The organism is Paenibacillus harenae (genome assembly GCF_030812415.1).
GTDB lineage: Bacteria > Bacillota > Bacilli > Paenibacillales > Paenibacillaceae > Pristimantibacillus > Pristimantibacillus harenae_A.
On sequence record NZ_JAUSST010000007.1, the window covers coordinates 138974 to 156039 of the forward strand.

A 17066-nucleotide genomic window follows, 5' to 3' on the forward strand; every position below is an offset into this window, starting at 1 on the left:
TATACACTTTGGAAAAGGAATGTCAACACGGACAGCAGCAAATTATTTAATCCAACCAATTTTAGTAACCCGCCATCGGTTTTCAGACCGTCCTCCGACTCCTACACCAGCTCATGGTAGAAGCGTCCCAAACAGTTGGATCTATTATTTATTTTATGTTACCCGACCTTTCAATTAGGAGGCTATGAAGCACCTCACATCGTAGTGAGGGTAGACTCAGTAATAAAAGAAATCGTTCCTTGTCAAGATAAGAATATGCATGGAAAAAGGAGGAAATAATAAAGGGGATTGTGAAGGGGGATGTTACTTTCGTGAAAATCGGTGAAAAAATCTCCGGCTATCAAATCAGTTTACTTTTATTCACCTTTATCATTTCAACCCTCATCTTATCCGTTCCGGGTATTATGGTTGGATACGCCAAGCAAGATGCCTGGATGTCCGTCATTTTCGCATCGACAACGGGCCTTATAAACATCTTTGTTATGACGGCTCTGGCTATGCGTTATCCCGGCCAGACGATAATACAGTATGCTAATGCGATATGCGGAAAATGGGTTGGCAAGCTGATCGGATTCTATTGTACTTATTACTTGTTTTTCTTTATTTCCAGCACCTTGAATGAGCATGCCGGATTTCTGAATACCGTTCTCATGCTTAATACACCGTCTCTCGTTTTAATATTAACGCTGCTGATTTTTTGCAGCCTTGCCGTTCTTTCCGGCGTCGAGTCGATTGCCAGGTGCAACGAAGTTATCGTTTTGATTGTCGTATTGTTGCTTCTCCCCATCTTCATTTTCTCGTTACGGAATGTAGATCCTGCCCGATTGACCCCGGTGCTCTCTGAAGGAATCATTCCGGTCATCAGGGGTTCGGTCGTCCCGTCCGCCTGGATGAGCCAATTTTTTTTCTTGGGATGGTTTTTGCCGCACTTAAACGAGAAGCCGCAGAAGGTGCGCGGGAAATTGCTAATTTCGCTAGGCTGCACCGCGCTGCTGATCATGGCGATCGATATTCTGACCATCATGGTGTTCGGTCCGATCACCCCTAGGATGAAATTCGCTTTTTTGAACGTCATCAAATATACGGATATCGTTGGTCCCTTGGAGAGGCTGGAAGCTATCGCCATCACGATCTGGGTCCTTGGCATCTCCATCAAGGTTTCCATGCTGCTTTACATGTTTTGCATAAGCGTAACTCAGCTGTTTGGAGCAAAAAACTACCGAAAAACGGTCGTTCCGATTACCGTATTGTCCGCCGTCGGTTCCGTCTGGATTTTTAAAAATTCAGACGAATTTCAAGCCTGGATAACGTTTGCCTATCCGATTTTGGCTCTTTTTACGCAAAGCTTGCTTCCCCTGGCACTGCTTGCCATAGCCAGGGTCAAGCAAATGCTGGCGAAGCGTTAAGGAGACAAAATCAATTTCCCGATCGGTTCAAAAACGATTTTGTATGGGAGGACAAAAGTCGGCAATTCCACTTCCGCAATCAGCAGCATGCCGACGATAGCAGACAAGGTCATGGACAGCGCGCAGATCAGAGCCTCCCGTTTGTCTTGACCGATCCATAGGCGGCGGGATTGGAAGATCGTAAACACGCCAAGAAAAAAGATATAAACAGCCGGTACGATAATCATCACTTCTCAATCTCCTTTTCCTTCAGCTGCAGGGGCGGTCCGATCGCTCCGGTGTTGCTGATGGTGACAGCCACGGATACCGATACGTCGGCAGCTTTAAAATATTGATCCCATTCTTCTTCCAGGGCGCGCCATTTCTTCGGATTATGCCTTTGCAGCTCCTGGCCGAAACCGACGATATCCGTATGATATTCGGTTTGGATTTTACGGAGGAACGCCTGCATATCCAGCTTGATATGATCCTCAAGCGCTTTATTTATAACCTGAAGATTTTTCGGGTCCGTTACGTCAAGAGGGGTGTTGTTTTCAAACAGGTACCCTATTGCTTTCAATCGGATGTGAAACTTGAGCGGATCGCTTCTTGAATCGACATCGATCTTATAGTTGCTGGAGGTTATTAAATAACCGACGTTGCCTTGGCCGTCTGGCATATCGGCAGCGATCTTATCCGTCCTCTTGTTATGTTTGAACCAAAGAAATTCATGCGTTTCCGTATTATTCAAAAAACCGGCCAGTTTAGCCGATTTGAATATGGCCGTCCCGTTTATGCGAAACAGCCTGTCCGCCGTTTTTTCCCCAGGTCTGTGAAAAGCCGCGGGCTCCAATACTCCGGTTGTCGGGTACATTCCCCCTGTTGCCGACGCGATCATAAAATCGCGCAGCGTGACAATCGTTCCTTCCCCCTTAAGCATTTCCATTTCCTTCAACGCTTCTGCGGGAGCGAGCTCATAGGGATAGTCGACTTGCAGCAAATCTGCCGCTTTCCTCCCCTTCACGACCAGCATATACGTTTTCAAACGATTGCGCGGGTTGCGGTTGAACACATCTAGAATGTCATTTATACCTTTTCTAGCCAAATCCTCCCCGATCAGAATCACGCTGCGGTGTGAAAAAAATAACGTTCTCGACAACTTCTGCTGAAGCTTCTGCTCAAGTTCAAGCCCGTTTTTGCCTACTGCTGATATTAAAAAGAACTTTCCCGGTTTCGAGCCTCCACCTGTCGATAGGGAGGAAGATGCGGGTAAAGCTATCTGAAGCGTCGCTTGTATCTGTCCGTTGTCCGCCAAATCTAGACCAGTTGCCATAACGAGACCGATATCGTTGATTTCTTTGCGGTCCCAGCAGCCTGTACCCAGTATCAGAATAAGCAGCATCGTAATTGTCATGCTCATACACCGATTCAATTACCTCCTCCCCCTTCCTGTCTCCGTGCTTTGACCGAAGTCTCGGTAGCGGGAACGGAAAAGTTGCGGCCGTTTACCCGAGGCGACCGTAACCATACATCCTTCACGGCTCTAATCGAAAAGGGTGCGATCGGCGTAAAATAAGGCACCCCGAACGATTTCAAATGGACAACATAGAGCAAAATCCCCAAAAAACCGAGCGCAATTCCATATAAACCGAAAGAACCCGCCAATAGGATAATAGGAAAGCGGAGCAGTCGGACTCCGTTGGCAAAATTAAACCGCGGAATGAGAAGGGCTGCAATGCCCGTCGTAGATACAACGATAACGCTCGGCGTCGAAATAATACCCGCTTGCACGGCCGCATCTCCGATGACAAGACCGCCTACGATGCTAACCGTTTGGCCAATCGCCTTCGGCAATCGGACGCCTGCCTCGCGCAGCGCTTCAAACATGATTTCCATTAATAACGTTTCTATCATGACCGGAAATGGTACAGGCTCGCGTGCAGATGCTATGCTGAGCAGCAGGCTGGTCGGGATCATTTCCTGATGGAACGAAGTCACCGCAACGAAAAAGGAAGGAGCAAAAATGGCGACAATCAAAAAGAGAAATCGGATCCACCTGGAGAAAGTTGCCACAGGGAAGCGTGTATTGTAATCCTCTGCGGACTGCATCCCCGTCCAGAACGTGACGGGAACGACTAAAACAAAGGGGGTATTATCAATGATAATGGCGACCCTTCCCTCCAGCAGACCGCCTGCAACAACGTCCGGCCTTTCTGTTACTTGTACGCGAGGCAATAAAGGAAAGCGATCGTCAACAATCAGTTCTTCGATAGCGCCGGATTCCAGAATGCCGTCGATTTGAATGGAAGCTATTTTTTTCCTTACCTCATCCACGATGCTTTCGTCGGCAAGCCCATCGATATAAACAACGAGCACCTTGGTTTGCGTCAGATCCCCTACGATGAAATCCTCTGATTTCAGGCGAGGACTACGGATATAATGGCGCAGCATGCCGAAATTGACGCACTGTCTCTCGACGAACCCTTCTTTGGATCCTCTAATAACCGGTTCGGAGGAGGGTTCTTCGAAGGTTCTTCGAAGCGAGGCGCTTGCCTTTAAACAAATGGCCTGGGCATCGCCCTCGGTAAAAACCGCGGCATATCCACTCAATAGGAGGCGTATCATCTCCCCCCAGGTTGACGTATGAATCTGATTGACAGCCGACGTAGATTCGCCTTCTGTAACCTCCGGTTCGAGAGCATAATGGTCCTGTTGAAGCATAGCAAAAGACGTCCTGATCTGCTCATTCAATTTCTGTTCGTCCACGAGTGTATTGAGGTAAACGATCAGTTTCCTCGGCGCGTCGTCTTGAAAACGAATTTTACGGCACACTAAATCCGAGCTAGTTCGAAACGTAATTTTAATAAAGCTCTCATTCTGCTCGAGGTTATCCGAAAATGTTTTCCCGTTGAATTCACTTGCGGAATCTTCAGAAGCGGGGTAAACGTCTTTCCGCGTTCTACGGAGCCGTTTCGTCATGTAAATGTCCTCCGGGCAAACAAATTTTTCTAATCCTAGAATGCCATCGAGGACTATTGTTTATTCGTATAAATTACTGATGAGCTGCGAATTGACATCGCTTATATTGGAAATTCCGATTTGTCGCAATGCTTTGCCGTCTGGCTTCATTCAGAAAGTTCATCAACTACTCCTTTTCCTCATTTTTGGACAACAAAAAGACGCCTTTGTCATATTGGAAGAGGGGCGTCTACTCGCAGGAACTATTAAAATTGCACAGAAATCCAAAATAAATATAACTTTTCTCTACATGTCGCCAGCCGCGATCATATGCTACATTTGAATGGAGTTTATGAAAGCGACAAATCCACGTTATCGGAGTTGAGTCCTCGAACGATGAGCCCATATTTCACTATTGACTGCAAAGACGTCTTCTTACGCGAGTACCGGAATGAAGACTTGGATGAACTTCACGCGTTGACGATGCAGCCGGAGATCCATACGTTCCTGCCGGGATGGAACGTGTCCAAGGAGCAGCGTGCCGACTGGCTGGCGAACTATGAGATTCCGGGGAATCATGCTTTTCTGGAACAGGCTAAAGAAGGACTTCCCGTCGGCGATTTAAGGCTTCGTCTCGGCATAGTACACAAAGAATCGGGCGCCTTCATCGGTTGGTGCTGCACCGGACCGAAGGATGGTCTGCCTGAGCCGAATCGTGAGGTGATGTACGCCATATCCAAGGATCACCGCGGCAAAGGCTATACATCACAGGCAGTCGGCGGCTTGACCAACTACTTATTCGAGCATGCCGGGGTCGAAGCACTTAACGCCATAGCGCTTCCGTACAATATCGGCTCAATCAAAGTTATCCAGCGATGCGGCTTCGTCTACAGAGGACAGATCGAGATAGAAAATGATACATACGAGCACTATACGCTCAACAAGCGTTGATAAAATAGATAAACATCAATCATGCTGGCAGTCGAGAGCGGAAAATAGAAGAGACGGGGCCGCGGCCCCGTCTCTTCGTCTTGCTTCTGTGTTCTACTCTTCCAACTCGACGTTGTGGTACACTTGCTGCACGTCTTCGAGGTTCTCAATGACGTCGAGCATTTTCTCGAATTGCGCCTGCGCGTCGGCCGGGAGCGTCAAGTCGTTCTGCGCAAGCATCGTCAATTCGGCAACGGTGAATTCCGTTACGCCAGCGTTCTTGAGCGCTTCCTGCACCGCATGGAATTGCTCCGGATCGGCGTACACGATAACCGAATCCTCTTCCTCCATGACGTCGCGAACGTCTACTTCCGCTTCCACCAAAATTTCGAACACTTCGTCAGCCGTCTTGCCGCTTAGGCCGATGACCGCCGTTGCATCGAACATATAGGCAACCGAGCCGCTTACGCCAAGGCTGCCGCCGTTTTTCGTAAATGCGGCGCGCACCTCGGAAGCGGTACGGTTCACGTTATTCGTCAGCGCGTCGACGATAACCATCGCGCCGTTAGGACCGAATCCTTCGTAACGAAGCTCGTCGTAGTTCTCTTCCGCGCCGCCCTTCGCTTTCTCAACTGCGCGGTCGATGATCGCTTTCGGCACGTTGTACGTCTTCGCGCGCTCCAGCACGACCTTCAGCGCGCGGTTCGATTCCGGATCCGGCTCGCCGGATTTGGCAGCTACATAGATCTCACGGCCGAACCGAGCATAAATACGGCTTGTTTGTCCGTCTTTCGAAGCTTTCTTCTCTTTAATATTATTCCACTTGCGACCCATACTGTTCCCGCTCTCTTTCGCTCATAAATTAAGTACCTTAAATGAAACTTGTACATGATTAATAATATTTTATAGGTTATCCCCAGGGAAATGCAACCCCGCCGGAAACGATTGGCGATTATTACAACAAACTGCCCCACCAAGCCTTAAGCTCGTAGACGCATAACCCTTCATGCTCGCCGAACATTTGCATATCTTGCTTTTCCTCGGCCGTCCAAGCCGCAACCTCGCATACAGGCGCTACCGAGTATCTTTTGCCCGTTAGTCCCGATACGAACACGACGCTTCCGTCGTAGCCTTCCGACTCCTCCAGCATTTCGGCCGGAACGCCCGTAACCGCTACGACAGCCTCTTTTTCCAATTCCCTTGCCATATCTCCTGGCCCTCCTAAAAAAATCGAGCCCCCGGCCAAATGCCAGGCGACTCGATTGTACAATTATCACTGCCTGTTAGTCTTGTTCGTCAGCCGGGTAACGCAAGCCCCATTGCGCGCGAATCGTATCCAATGTTCGCATAATCGCGAGCGTCTCGTCAAGCGGCATTATAGCGCTCTCGAGCTTGCCCTCGCGCAGGCAGTTCATCGCTTCCTCGGCCTCGAAGTAGTAGCCGTCCGGCTCGCGGCCATCCTCGAACAGGATAGGCTCCTGACCCGAGACATGGAGCGATGCCATCTTGCCGAACAAGAAGTTCGGTGCATGAATATAGCCCTTCGTGCCATAGATGTAAGCGTCGCTTACCATGCCGAGCTGCACGGCGCCGTTCAGCGCCGCCGTCCGTCCGCCCTCGTATTCGAACAAGAGCGAGAACTGTTCGTCCACGCCAGTTTGCCCGATTCGGGCGCTGCTCATGATTTTCGCCGGCTGCTCGCCGAATAACATCGAAGCGAAGGATACCGGATAGATACCCGCATCCAGCAAAGCACCGCCGCCAAGCTTGGGATCAAGCAAACGGCTCTCCGGCGCCCAGCCCATATTGAAGCCGAAATCGGCCTTCACCATGCGCACTTCGCCAATACGGCCTTCAGCCAGCCATTCCCTCACTTTGCGGATCGGCGGCAAGTAGCGCGTCCACATCGCTTCCATCAAGAAGATGCCGTTCTCGCGCGCGAACCGGATCATCTCCTCCGCTTCCGCCGCATTGATCGTGAACGGCTTCTCGCATAGAACAGCCTTGCCCGCACGCAGCAGCGTAAGCGCATTTTCCTTATGTGCGGGATGCAGCGTTCCGATGTAGACAATATCGACTTCTCCGTCCGCGGCGAGCTCTTCCAAGCTGCCGTATGCACGCGGTATATCGAATTGCTTGGCGAAGCTCTCCGCCTTATCCAAGCTTCTGCCCCCGACGGCTACAAGCTTTGCGCCCTCGGCATGGGCCAAATCTTTGGCGAATTTAGATGAAATCCAGCCCGGTCCCGCGATACCCCAATTAATCGTCTTCAATGCCACGTTCTCCACCCCTTAACGAATAATAAATGCTATAGATTATAAGTACGATCTCGGTTATTGCGCTGTTGTTATCGGGCATATGATATGATCGATAATCTCCATACTATTATAGAGTTATTTTGTTATTATCGAAAGCTAATTGGAAGTACACTATTGAGGCGATGAAGACAAGCCATACTAATACCAAACACCTGCTCCTTGCTCTTATGAGTAAAGAGCGGTGCTTTTTGGGTTCATGGGTAGATCGATTTAAGCCGGATTTTCTATCCTATTATTCACAATCCGCTTCATCTTCAAAATATAAGATGGATTTACCGACTTAAGTTCACCATCCGCCTACTAGCAAGACTCATTCCGCACAAACCTTTGAAATTAAGCTGGATTTTACGACTTATTAAGCGTCTCTGATAGCAAATTAACCATATAAGTCGGAATTCACCACTTAACAGATATCGCTCAATTGCGAGCCGATACCACGATCGACCAACAACGCTGCGTGTCTACAAGCTTTTAGTTCGGATAAGAAGGATTAATTACGGCTTGGCCGCGGTGCGACTGCCTTTCGGTTGCCGCATTCGGATCCAATGCGCTGCGCAGCTGCTCGAAGCTTAACTCCTCGGACGGTTTGAACTCTGCTGAAGCCGCGTATTGAAGCAGACTATGAAGAAGCTGACGCGCTTCCGGCTTATCTGCCTGGCCAATGAGATCGCTCGCGCATACAAGCAGGTTTCCTCGGCCAACCTTGGCTTCGACGATTAAGCCCAGCTTATGGTTGCGTTCAAAGTTGTCGATGACCTGTACGATTGGGCGGATAGCATCCGGCCATTCATCCAAAACTAGCGAATGCGAGTTCATTAGTATCGGCCACCATTGCCAATTGGTATGGAACTCGGTCGGAAACGCCTTAAAGGCCGGATGCTGCTCATCGCATAAAATTCCGAGCGTTCCCGGCGCTGGTGCCGCGTCCTTTCCTTCGCAAATGGACCGGAACATCGGATAACACCAGAAATCCGAGGCAAAGGTTCCTTCGATATGGGAAGTCAGCTGCTCCTGGTCAGGAATCAACAAGATACGTTCGCCTTCTTCGAGCAGAGCACGCGCCTCTTGATCGAGTGATCGACGTACATGGACGCTATTATCGGGTTTCGTATCCACCTCTGCCGGGTATACCCAGATTGGGTACGCATTCGAGATGCCGCCGCCCTTCCATTTCAGCTCCAGCTCCAGCTTGGCTGGTGCTTTCACGGCGGACAGGTCCGCTTGAATGTTGCCTACGGACGACAAAGTACCTTGACCGACGGCCATTGCCGCTGTCGCACCAGACTCGATGATCCGATCGCCTTGCTTCAATGACCACTCCAGCTGCACGTCCGTCAGCTCGCTTCCGCCATAGTTGGCCATTTCCAATTGCGCTTCGAACGTCTCATTCTCGGTATACGTATAACGCGGGAACCGGGCAAGCAATACGATTTCCGAGCAGAATCGACGCCATTGCTCCGGCTCGATGAATCCTTTCGAATCCATGAACGCATCCAATACGCCGACCAATGCCGTCCCTTGACCCGGAAAATCCTGCAGATCAAGCAGCTGGAATCCGCCAAAACCCGGCGTGCGCAATGCGGCTTCAATTTCTTCGCGATAGCAGATGACCGCCAGTTGTCCGGAAGCGCGGAAGAAATCATCAGCCTGCCGCAGCATGCCCGCTTGCTCCAACCTTTCGCGGAATACTTCGAAATTACGGGCCTGCAGGACGCCGGTATACTTGTCGATCTCGCCGAAATTCGGGAACGATTGATATTGGCCGATTTCATGGCCGACGATAGGCGCCCCGATATCCGGCAGGTTATGCCGGTAGTCGATTTCGGTTGACGGGTAACTTGCTTGCACATGCCCGAGCGGCAAGTCCGCATGCGAGAACGAAGCCCGTACGACCGAGTCGCCGTGTCCCGTTCGCATCGTCACCCAGAAATCGGACTCTTCGGTGAAGGAAGGCGCCCAGAAGTAGTTATTCGCCCCTTCCGCGTATAACCTTCTGCCGTCCCGCTCCCTGTACTCCCTCAGCAGGTCGGTCATCGCCTTGCGGCTTCCATGCAATTCGTTGCCAAGCGTAAACAGGGCAAATGACGGATGATTGCCGTAAGCCTCCAAGATGCGCAGCCCTTCCTGATGCAAGTATTCTGCTCTTGCTTCGTCGTACTCCTCTTCACCCGGCTCCTGGAAAGCTCCCCAATACGGCAGCTCCGGCTCGAAATAGATCCCGACCAGGTCCGCCGCCATGAAACCCGCTTCCGGCGGACAGCATGTATGGAACCGGTAATGATTGATGCCGTAGGATTTGGCGATAGTCAGTACCCGTACCCACTCTTCCACGTTCATTGGCGCATAACCGGTTAACGGAAAGGCGAGCGCGTCATGTTTGCCCCGCAAAAACACTTTGCGGCCGTTGTTACTAAACTGCGTGCCTTCCGTGCCGAATTGGCGCATGCCGAAGGTGACGGATTGCTCGTCTTGGTAAGACTCACCGCTTGCGGTTGCCTCAAGACTCATGCGCAAGCGATACAGGACGGGCGTGAATTCATCCCATAAAGCTATTCGTTCGCCAAGCTCATAATTCACCTCTACCGTCTGGCTTCCCGGTACCGAATGAATCATAGTTATCATTTCCCTAGGTTTGTCGGAGCTTTCGCTTTCCCCGATCACGTCCGAAGCCGTAATCGAGATATAAGCACCCGCCGGGAGCCCCGTATCGTTAAGCACATTAAATCTTAACCTTACGGACTTTTTCGCTATATCGGGAAACGCTTGGATATTTTCCATGCGAATCGGTTCCAACACCTGTATTTCAATCCGGCCCAGCAGCCCGTTCCAGTTCGTCTGCGTATCGGGAGACGTCATATGTCCGCCCTTGATCGGCAAGCCGCTATTGTCGACAAGCACCGTTAAAGGATACGTTCCCGGCGTCATGATGCCAAGGTCATACGCATGAGGCGCACTGACGCTGTTTTGCGTTCCTTTCCATTCCTCGCCGATCCACACCTGCGTCACTCTTGTTCGTTCCATGTACAGCCGGATCGGCTTGCCTGCCCATTCTTCCTTAATATGAATATCGCGCTGGTACCAGGCATAGCCGGATAGCGGGTACGTTTCGGTCAAATGGGCAATTTCCCTCGCCGTGTTGTACTCGCCTTTACGGTTCTCGGCAGTCGTCCCGGGCAATTGAATCTCATCGGACAACTTCTCTTTGAAATATTGATTCTCGATCCCTTGCTTAGAAGCATCCAAGTGAAATCTCCATGAGCCTGCCATTGATTCTATTACCATATCTTTAAACGCCTCCTGATCTTCTTATCGTACAACCGCTATCGCGCTAATGGTAATCTCTATATTCTTGCGGCGAATATCCCGTCGTCTTCTTGAATAAATAGGCAAAGTAAGCGGAAGTTTGAAACCCGACCTGCTCAGACACCTCATATACCTTAATGCTTGGATCGCGAAGCAACTCTTTGGCTTTGTTCATGCGCGTCTCCTGCAAAAAATCCGAAATCGTTTTTCCCATCTCTTTTTTGAACAGCACGCTTAAGTAGCTTGCGTTCAGATGATGGATTTCGGCGATTTGCTTCACCGTGATATGCTCCTGGAAATGCGCCTCCAAATACGCCGTAACCTTGCCGATTAGATTATGCCGTTGGTTCGCTTCGCCCTTCGTTTCGATGACCTTATAGCGTTGAATGTAATCGAGTACGACGTCCCGAATTTGCGCCTCGCTCCTGCAATCGATCAACTTCTGCCACATCTGCAAATTCATTTCCCCGCCCAGCTCTTTGTTCCATTTCTGCTTGCGGGCCAGCTCGCTGAGCAGCGCCATGCCGAACGCTTGCATATAAGTAAACAACATGGCAGGCTGGGACAGCAGCATATCGAACACATTGTTCACGTAATCGACAACCTTGCGGACATCCGATTCCGCTTCCGTCAGCCCTATAATTTCGGGTATGACCTCCTCACGGAGCCGAAACTGTTGAAAATCCGATTCTTCCAAGCGATCGTAATGCAAAATCTGTCCGCCCTCCATCAAGCGGGATCTTGCCATCATGAATTTGACTTCCTTGTACAGTAACGGCACCTCTTCCCAAGCCGAGCACAACCTGCTATTGCCGATCGTGACCGTCGATCCGTATTGCTCCTGCATCACGTTTTGGATAAAGGCAAGCTGTTTTTCGATCGAAGCGCGTTCCATTGGGGTCAAATTAATGTGCAGGGCGACAATTTCATCGGCACCGGTCTTCGCCACAAAAATATGCTCATAATCGGATAAACCGACATGAACCGCTTTCAGAAATCCCGTTCCGATGACGACTCTCTCTCTCGCATCCTGTCCAGAGGTATGGAACTGGTCATAGCCGAAGACGATTATCCCGATTTCCCGCGGCATGGAGGGAAGCTCGAGCAAGCCATCCCAAGAATGCAGCATCTCCAGATTAACGCCGGCTTCCCCGATGACATCCGCTACGAACCGTTCTCTGACGATGTCCAAGCTGCCGTTTACTTTCTGCTGAAGCTCCTGCGCCTGATCCTCGATTTGCTTCAGCTTCGTCAATGTCTTGCGGAACCCGGTCAGCTTGCTCTCTACCTCTTCCACTTTAATCGGCTTGAGGACATAGGCTTGCGCTCCGACGTTCATCGCTTCCTGCACGAATTCGAATTCGTTATAGCCGCTAATCATAAGCACTTGAAGCTGCGAATGAATGGCTTTGCTCTTCGCGACAAGCTCAATCCCCGTCATGACGGGCATGGATACATCCGATATAAGCACATCGATAGGCTCATTCCGCATGATTTCGAGCGCTTCCTGACCGGACTCTGCGGTGTAAGGCGCATCGAAGCCAAGCTCTTTCCACTTGATATAACGCTCCAGCCCCTGAATATGGGTTGGCTCATCGTCTACGATCAGCGCTTTTAACAACATCACATCACCTTCCTGATCTGCGGCCTATGGACGCATGCAGGTATCGCAATCGTTACCGCCGTCCATTCGTTTTCTTTGCTATCCACGGTAAATCGATGCTTATTCTCAAAGTAAAGCTGAAGCCGCTCGCGAATATTGGCCGTGCCGAAGCCGTTCCCGTTCCCCGCCTGCTTCCCTAATCGGATCTGCTCCAGCATGTCGCCCGGGATGCCTCTGCCGTTGTCGAACACCTCGAATCGAACATGATCTTGTTCCAACTGCGCTGAAATTCGGATGACGGCGCCTTTCTTTCCCGTAATGTTGCCATGCAAATAACAGTTTTCCACTATAGGCTGCAGCAGCAGCTTGATCGTGTACAGCTCCAGCAGCTCCGGATCGATATGCCACTCGATGGTGACCCTGCCCGGATAACGCATTTCCTGAATGTCTAAATAAGCTCTTACATGGTCAAGCTCGCCCTTAATTTGCGTCACATTGATTTTGTTGTCCAGCGCCAGCCGGTAAAAGGCAGTCAAAGCGTCGATCGTGCGCAGTTGCGTCTCGTCTTGAAGGTCCATCGCTCTCCATCTCAGCAGACTTAACGAATTATAAATAAAATGCGGATTGATTTGCGCCTGCAGCGCTTTGAACGATTGCTCGCGTTCCTTGAGCTTTGCTTGCGTAATATCCTCGACCAGCATGCCTAAGCGGCCTGACATCGAATTAAACAAAACCTCCAGATCGCCAAGCTCATCCTTGCCGGTGTTGCGGATGCTGACGTCGAATTGCCCTTGACTGACATCGTACATACGCGTGCCGAGCTTGCGAATACGCCAGACGACGTTTTTCAGCACCGTCATGATCAAGAAGGTGGAGCATAGCAGAAATACGAATATAACGGCGATAATGCCGTACAGGATCATCTTGGACTGGCGCTCCAGCTGATCCATCTGAATGTGCGCGGCCACATGCCAATTGGGGCCGATCGGCCTTACCATGAGCAGATTCCCATCCACCGTCATGCCGTCGGATAAACTCGCTTCCTCCCAGTGCGCATTTAGCGATGTATTTTGAAGCTTCTCTCCGATTTTCCCCGGATCGGAGGAGACGATGATCGTGCCGTAGTCGTCCATGATCGACAACTCGCCCGATCCGCTGAAGGGTCGGTCGAACAGCTCGCCGAAAACCGTTTTATAGTCCAGCAGCAAATAAATGATGCCCTGCAAGTCACCGGATGGACTCATGATTTTATGGGAAATGGCAAGCTTATCCTTGTTCACGTTGCTCCATAGCAGCGCGCTCGGGGCTTCGCTCGCCTTCGCGAACCAATCCGTTTCATTGAAGCCCGGCTGCAAAATACGCCCTTCCGGCTTCCAGAGCAGCCGCCCGTCCTGCACGAGCATCGGATTGTTATGGTAAATCCGAAAATCTTCGATGCCCGGCAAATATTTGCTCGTGAATACGAATGAGCGGTCTACGTACTCGACGGTATTGAGCTGCTCGAACATATTGGAATAATCGCGGCTTAAACGCGAGATGAGCTCCCCGTCCGTCGCCGTCCGCGTGGCGAGCACGTCATAGCTTTGCTTGCGGAATTCTATATTTTGAACGGTCTGGCGCATCGCTTCATTTATCGTGACCAAATAATTGTCTCTAAAGCTCTCAAGCGCAAAATAGCCCGCGCCCACTCCTAGAAATATGGTAGGAATGAAAATAATAGCGCCGTAAAGGATCAATATTTTCCCTCGCAGGTTCATCTTGCTCGTATATTCGATCACTATTCTCTCTAAGCTGCGGCGTAATGACATCGTATCCCTCCTTTCCTTAGTGTAATGGCAATCGCAACAACGGAAAAGGGAGCAACCTCCCGAAAGGGGCTGCTCCGTCATCGTTTATAGCTAACTTACGCGTTCAATAATGCTTCGTATTGCTCTTGCCATTCTTGCTTAACCTCGGTCCAGTGGGCCCGTTTCTCGAGCGCATCGCGGAACGCGTTCCAAGTGGACTCGAACTGCTCGTCGCTTGCAGCCATAATGAACTTCGCACGGTATTCCTTGCGGATGTTCTCCAGCTCCGGCAAATATTTCTCGATCAAGCCGCCTGTCTTTGCTTTAACCAAGTCATGGGGTTGCGTGCTGCGTACGGCGCCCATTTGTCCAACCGCTGCCGTGAATTCCGACGTTTTCTTTCCTCCGGCTTTTTCGTTTACAGTGTTCCACCATGGATACCAGTCATTATTGTACGAAGACAACATGTACAGCTCCGGCGTTACGGTTGCTTTCTGTGCAGGCTCGCCGGAATTACGGGCTTTGTCGTATGCTTCGTCAATAAACTTCCATGTTCCCAGCGGCTGGTCGACCCATCCCCAGAACTTGCCTACCGGTCCTTCGTTAACGACATGCTGCTGTTCCGCTTTCGGCTGAAGCGTGTAATCGAGGAATTTCAATATCGCCTCTACATTCTTGGAATTTTTGCTAATGTAAACGTCATAGCCTGGATACGGATTGATGACGGTGTTCGCTCCGAGCTTCTCCACGCCCTCTACTTTAGGGAATGGAACGACCTGATAGAACCAGCCCGGCTCCGTCGGTCCGTCCAGCGTTTCCCAAAGCGTAGAATCCACATTAAAGAAACTGCCTACGTTCATCGCTACGCGTCCCGCTTTGTTCTTCTCTTTGTAGCGTTCCTTTTTGTCTGTTACGACCTCGGGATCTACCAAGTTGGAACGATACATTTTATTCATCCATTGGTAAGCCGCCTTATACTGCGGGTCGTCATACAGAAGGACGAGCTCCTCGCCTTTTTTCTCTGCCGGGATAATGCCGCCGCCCGTCGTAACGCCGAACGTGCTTAACACCGTATTCTCATCGTTCCAGCCTGCCGTATCGTTCGGGTCCATTAAAAAGCTAAGCGGAAGCAAAGGCTTGCCCGACTCGTCTTTTTGCTCGGCCGCTTTTTTCAGGAACGCCTCGACTCCTTCGATTGTAGCCAATTCTTCTACGGTCATGCCGGCTTTCTCCAAGACGTCCGTGCGGACGAGCCATGATTGGGAAGCCCAGCCCGGCCACGGATTGTCCGGGTTCTGATCAAACCAGGTCGGAATCGACCAAATATGACCATCGGCGTCTTTCATATCTTCCAAATACTCTTTCGGAATCGCCGCAAGATTAGGATATTTATCAGGCATATCGAAATATTGCTCAACGGATAACACTTTATTGGAGCGAATCATTGCCGCTTTCACGATTTCGCTGCGATTGAATACGGCTGCATCCTCGAAGCCGCCCGTGTTCAGCTTCAGGTTAAGCGCGGTTACCGCGTCGCCCTGTGTCGCCTCAAGCTCCACCTCGACGCCCGGCTCCTCTTCCTTCCAATATTTCTGCACGAGGCTGTCATTGTTGACCGTTGCCGACCAGCCCAGCCAAAGATTGAATTTTTGCGATCCTGTCGCGCTTCCGCCGCCCTGTTCCGCATTGGCGCCGTTTTGTTCCTTGTTCGAATTATTCGAACCGGAGCAGCCGGCGATAACCGAGACCAATAAAACCGCAGCCAGCGCAAGCAGGCTGTTTCTCTTCACCCATTTGCCTTTCATCATGTTCTTTCTTCTCCCCTTTATTCGGATTCGTTCATTCTGGTATATGGTTAATCATTATACCCTCTGCGAGCTCTCCGTCACCCTTTGACGGAGCCGATCAGTACGCCCTTCACGAAATACTTCTGAAGGAAAGGATACACGCACAGAATCGGAATGGCGCTTACCATGACGGTTGCCATCTTCACCGACATTAATGTTACGTTCTGCATTTGCGAGCCTCTGGCGAGCGCTTCCTGATTCGAGTTCGAGCCGAGAATGGCCGACATATCCTGCGCTTGCAACAGCTGCTGCAGGAACGTTTGAACCGGAATCAAGTCCTGCTTGGTCACGTAGAACGCTCCGGCGAACCAATCGTTCCAATGGCCGACGGCGGTGAACAACCCGATTGCGGCAAGCATCGGCTTAGACAATGGCACGATGAGCTGGAACAAAATACGGAACGGCCCTGCACCGTCGAGCTCTGCGGACTCGATGAGCGCCTCCGGAATGCCTTGGATGAACTTCAGCATGACGAACATATTCCAAGCGGAGAACATCGCCGGTATGATGTAGACCAAGAAATTGTTGATTAGTCCGAGATTATACAATTGAATGTAAAGCGGAACGAGCCCGCCGCTGAAGAGCATCGTGATCAAAATATAGCTCAATATCGATTTGCGGAACGGAATCCGATTATATGACAAACCGAAAGCGACCATCAGCGTAACCAGAAGACCCGCTATCGTTCCGAGCACGGTACGTGCAATCGTAATGAGATAGGCATGCTGGATTACTTCATTCCCGAGCACGATCTCATAATTGATCAGCGTAAACGCTCGAGGCCATAAGTAAACCCCGCCCTTCGCGGCATCCGTCCCCTCATTCAGCGATATCGCAAGCATATAAGCGAACGGATAGAGCACGGATAAGCATAACAGGAGCATGAGTGCGATAACGATGCCTTGCGATAATTTTTCCCCAGTTGTACGTTTCAT

Annotated in this window: 13 protein-coding genes; 2 read left to right on the forward strand and 11 right to left on the reverse strand. The window is 50.6% G+C overall.

The window, feature by feature from the left end:
• Positions 1-311: 311 nt before the first annotated feature.
• Positions 312-1406 (forward strand): GerAB/ArcD/ProY family transporter, encoded by a 1095-nt coding sequence (locus J2T14_RS24500; protein WP_307475091.1) that lies wholly within the window; start codon positions 312-314, stop codon positions 1404-1406.
• Here the strand turns inward: J2T14_RS24500 and J2T14_RS24505 are convergent.
• The 3 genes from J2T14_RS24505 to J2T14_RS24515 are packed head-to-tail and all read right to left on the reverse strand — an operon-like array spanning position 1403 to position 4364.
• Positions 1403-1636 carry a hypothetical protein gene (locus tag J2T14_RS24505; RefSeq protein ID WP_307475093.1) on the reverse strand — a complete coding sequence of 78 codons (234 nt, stop codon included), beginning with the start codon at positions 1634-1636 and terminating at the stop codon, positions 1403-1405. The genes J2T14_RS24500 and J2T14_RS24505 overlap by 4 nt on opposite strands.
• Complete coding sequence (locus J2T14_RS24510; RefSeq protein ID WP_307475095.1) at positions 1633-2817, reverse strand: Ger(x)C family spore germination protein; 1185 nt, start codon at positions 2815-2817, stop codon at positions 1633-1635. The genes J2T14_RS24505 and J2T14_RS24510 overlap by 4 nt, the downstream gene beginning before the upstream one ends.
• Positions 2814-4364 (reverse strand): spore germination protein, encoded by a 1551-nt coding sequence (locus tag J2T14_RS24515; RefSeq protein WP_307475097.1) that lies wholly within the window; start codon positions 4362-4364, stop codon positions 2814-2816. The genes J2T14_RS24510 and J2T14_RS24515 overlap by 4 nt, the downstream gene beginning before the upstream one ends.
• A gap of 375 nt (positions 4365-4739) precedes the next feature.
• Here J2T14_RS24515 and J2T14_RS24520 point away from each other — a divergent pair, with 375 nt between their 5' ends.
• Positions 4740-5294 (forward strand): GNAT family N-acetyltransferase, encoded by a 555-nt coding sequence (locus tag J2T14_RS24520; protein ID WP_307475098.1) that lies wholly within the window; start codon positions 4740-4742, stop codon positions 5292-5294.
• Positions 5295-5387: 93 nt separating this feature from the next.
• Here the strand turns inward: J2T14_RS24520 and J2T14_RS24525 are convergent, their stop codons facing one another.
• From J2T14_RS24525 to J2T14_RS24560, 8 genes are all read right to left on the reverse strand, one after another.
• Positions 5388-6107 (reverse strand): YebC/PmpR family DNA-binding transcriptional regulator, encoded by a 720-nt coding sequence (locus tag J2T14_RS24525; RefSeq protein WP_307475099.1) that lies wholly within the window; start codon positions 6105-6107, stop codon positions 5388-5390.
• A gap of 121 nt (positions 6108-6228) precedes the next feature.
• Positions 6229-6480 carry a hypothetical protein gene (locus J2T14_RS24530; RefSeq protein WP_307475100.1) on the reverse strand — a complete coding sequence of 84 codons (252 nt, stop codon included), beginning with the start codon at positions 6478-6480 and terminating at the stop codon, positions 6229-6231.
• 76 nt (positions 6481-6556) lie between these two features.
• Complete coding sequence (locus J2T14_RS24535) at positions 6557-7552, reverse strand: Gfo/Idh/MocA family protein (protein WP_307475101.1); 996 nt, start codon at positions 7550-7552, stop codon at positions 6557-6559.
• Positions 7553-8062: 510 nt separating this feature from the next.
• Positions 8063-10873 carry a sugar-binding domain-containing protein gene (locus tag J2T14_RS24540; RefSeq protein ID WP_307475102.1) on the reverse strand — a complete coding sequence of 937 codons (2811 nt, stop codon included), beginning with the start codon at positions 10871-10873 and terminating at the stop codon, positions 8063-8065.
• Positions 10874-10919: 46 nt separating this feature from the next.
• On the reverse strand, positions 10920-12518 hold the full coding sequence (locus J2T14_RS24545; RefSeq protein WP_307475103.1) for a response regulator transcription factor: 1599 nt from the start codon (positions 12516-12518) through the stop codon (positions 10920-10922).
• A complete protein-coding gene (locus J2T14_RS24550) occupies positions 12518-14305 on the reverse strand; it encodes a cache domain-containing sensor histidine kinase (protein ID WP_307475104.1) in 1788 nt (595 codons plus the stop codon). Before J2T14_RS24550 ends, J2T14_RS24545 begins: the two co-directional genes overlap by 1 nt.
• 95 nt (positions 14306-14400) lie before the next feature.
• Entirely contained in the window at positions 14401-16092 is a 1692-nt protein-coding gene (locus J2T14_RS24555; RefSeq protein WP_307475107.1) for an extracellular solute-binding protein, read from the reverse strand.
• Positions 16093-16169: 77 nt separating this feature from the next.
• Positions 16170-17066 carry a carbohydrate ABC transporter permease gene (locus J2T14_RS24560; RefSeq protein WP_307475109.1) on the reverse strand — a complete coding sequence of 299 codons (897 nt, stop codon included), beginning with the start codon at positions 17064-17066 and terminating at the stop codon, positions 16170-16172.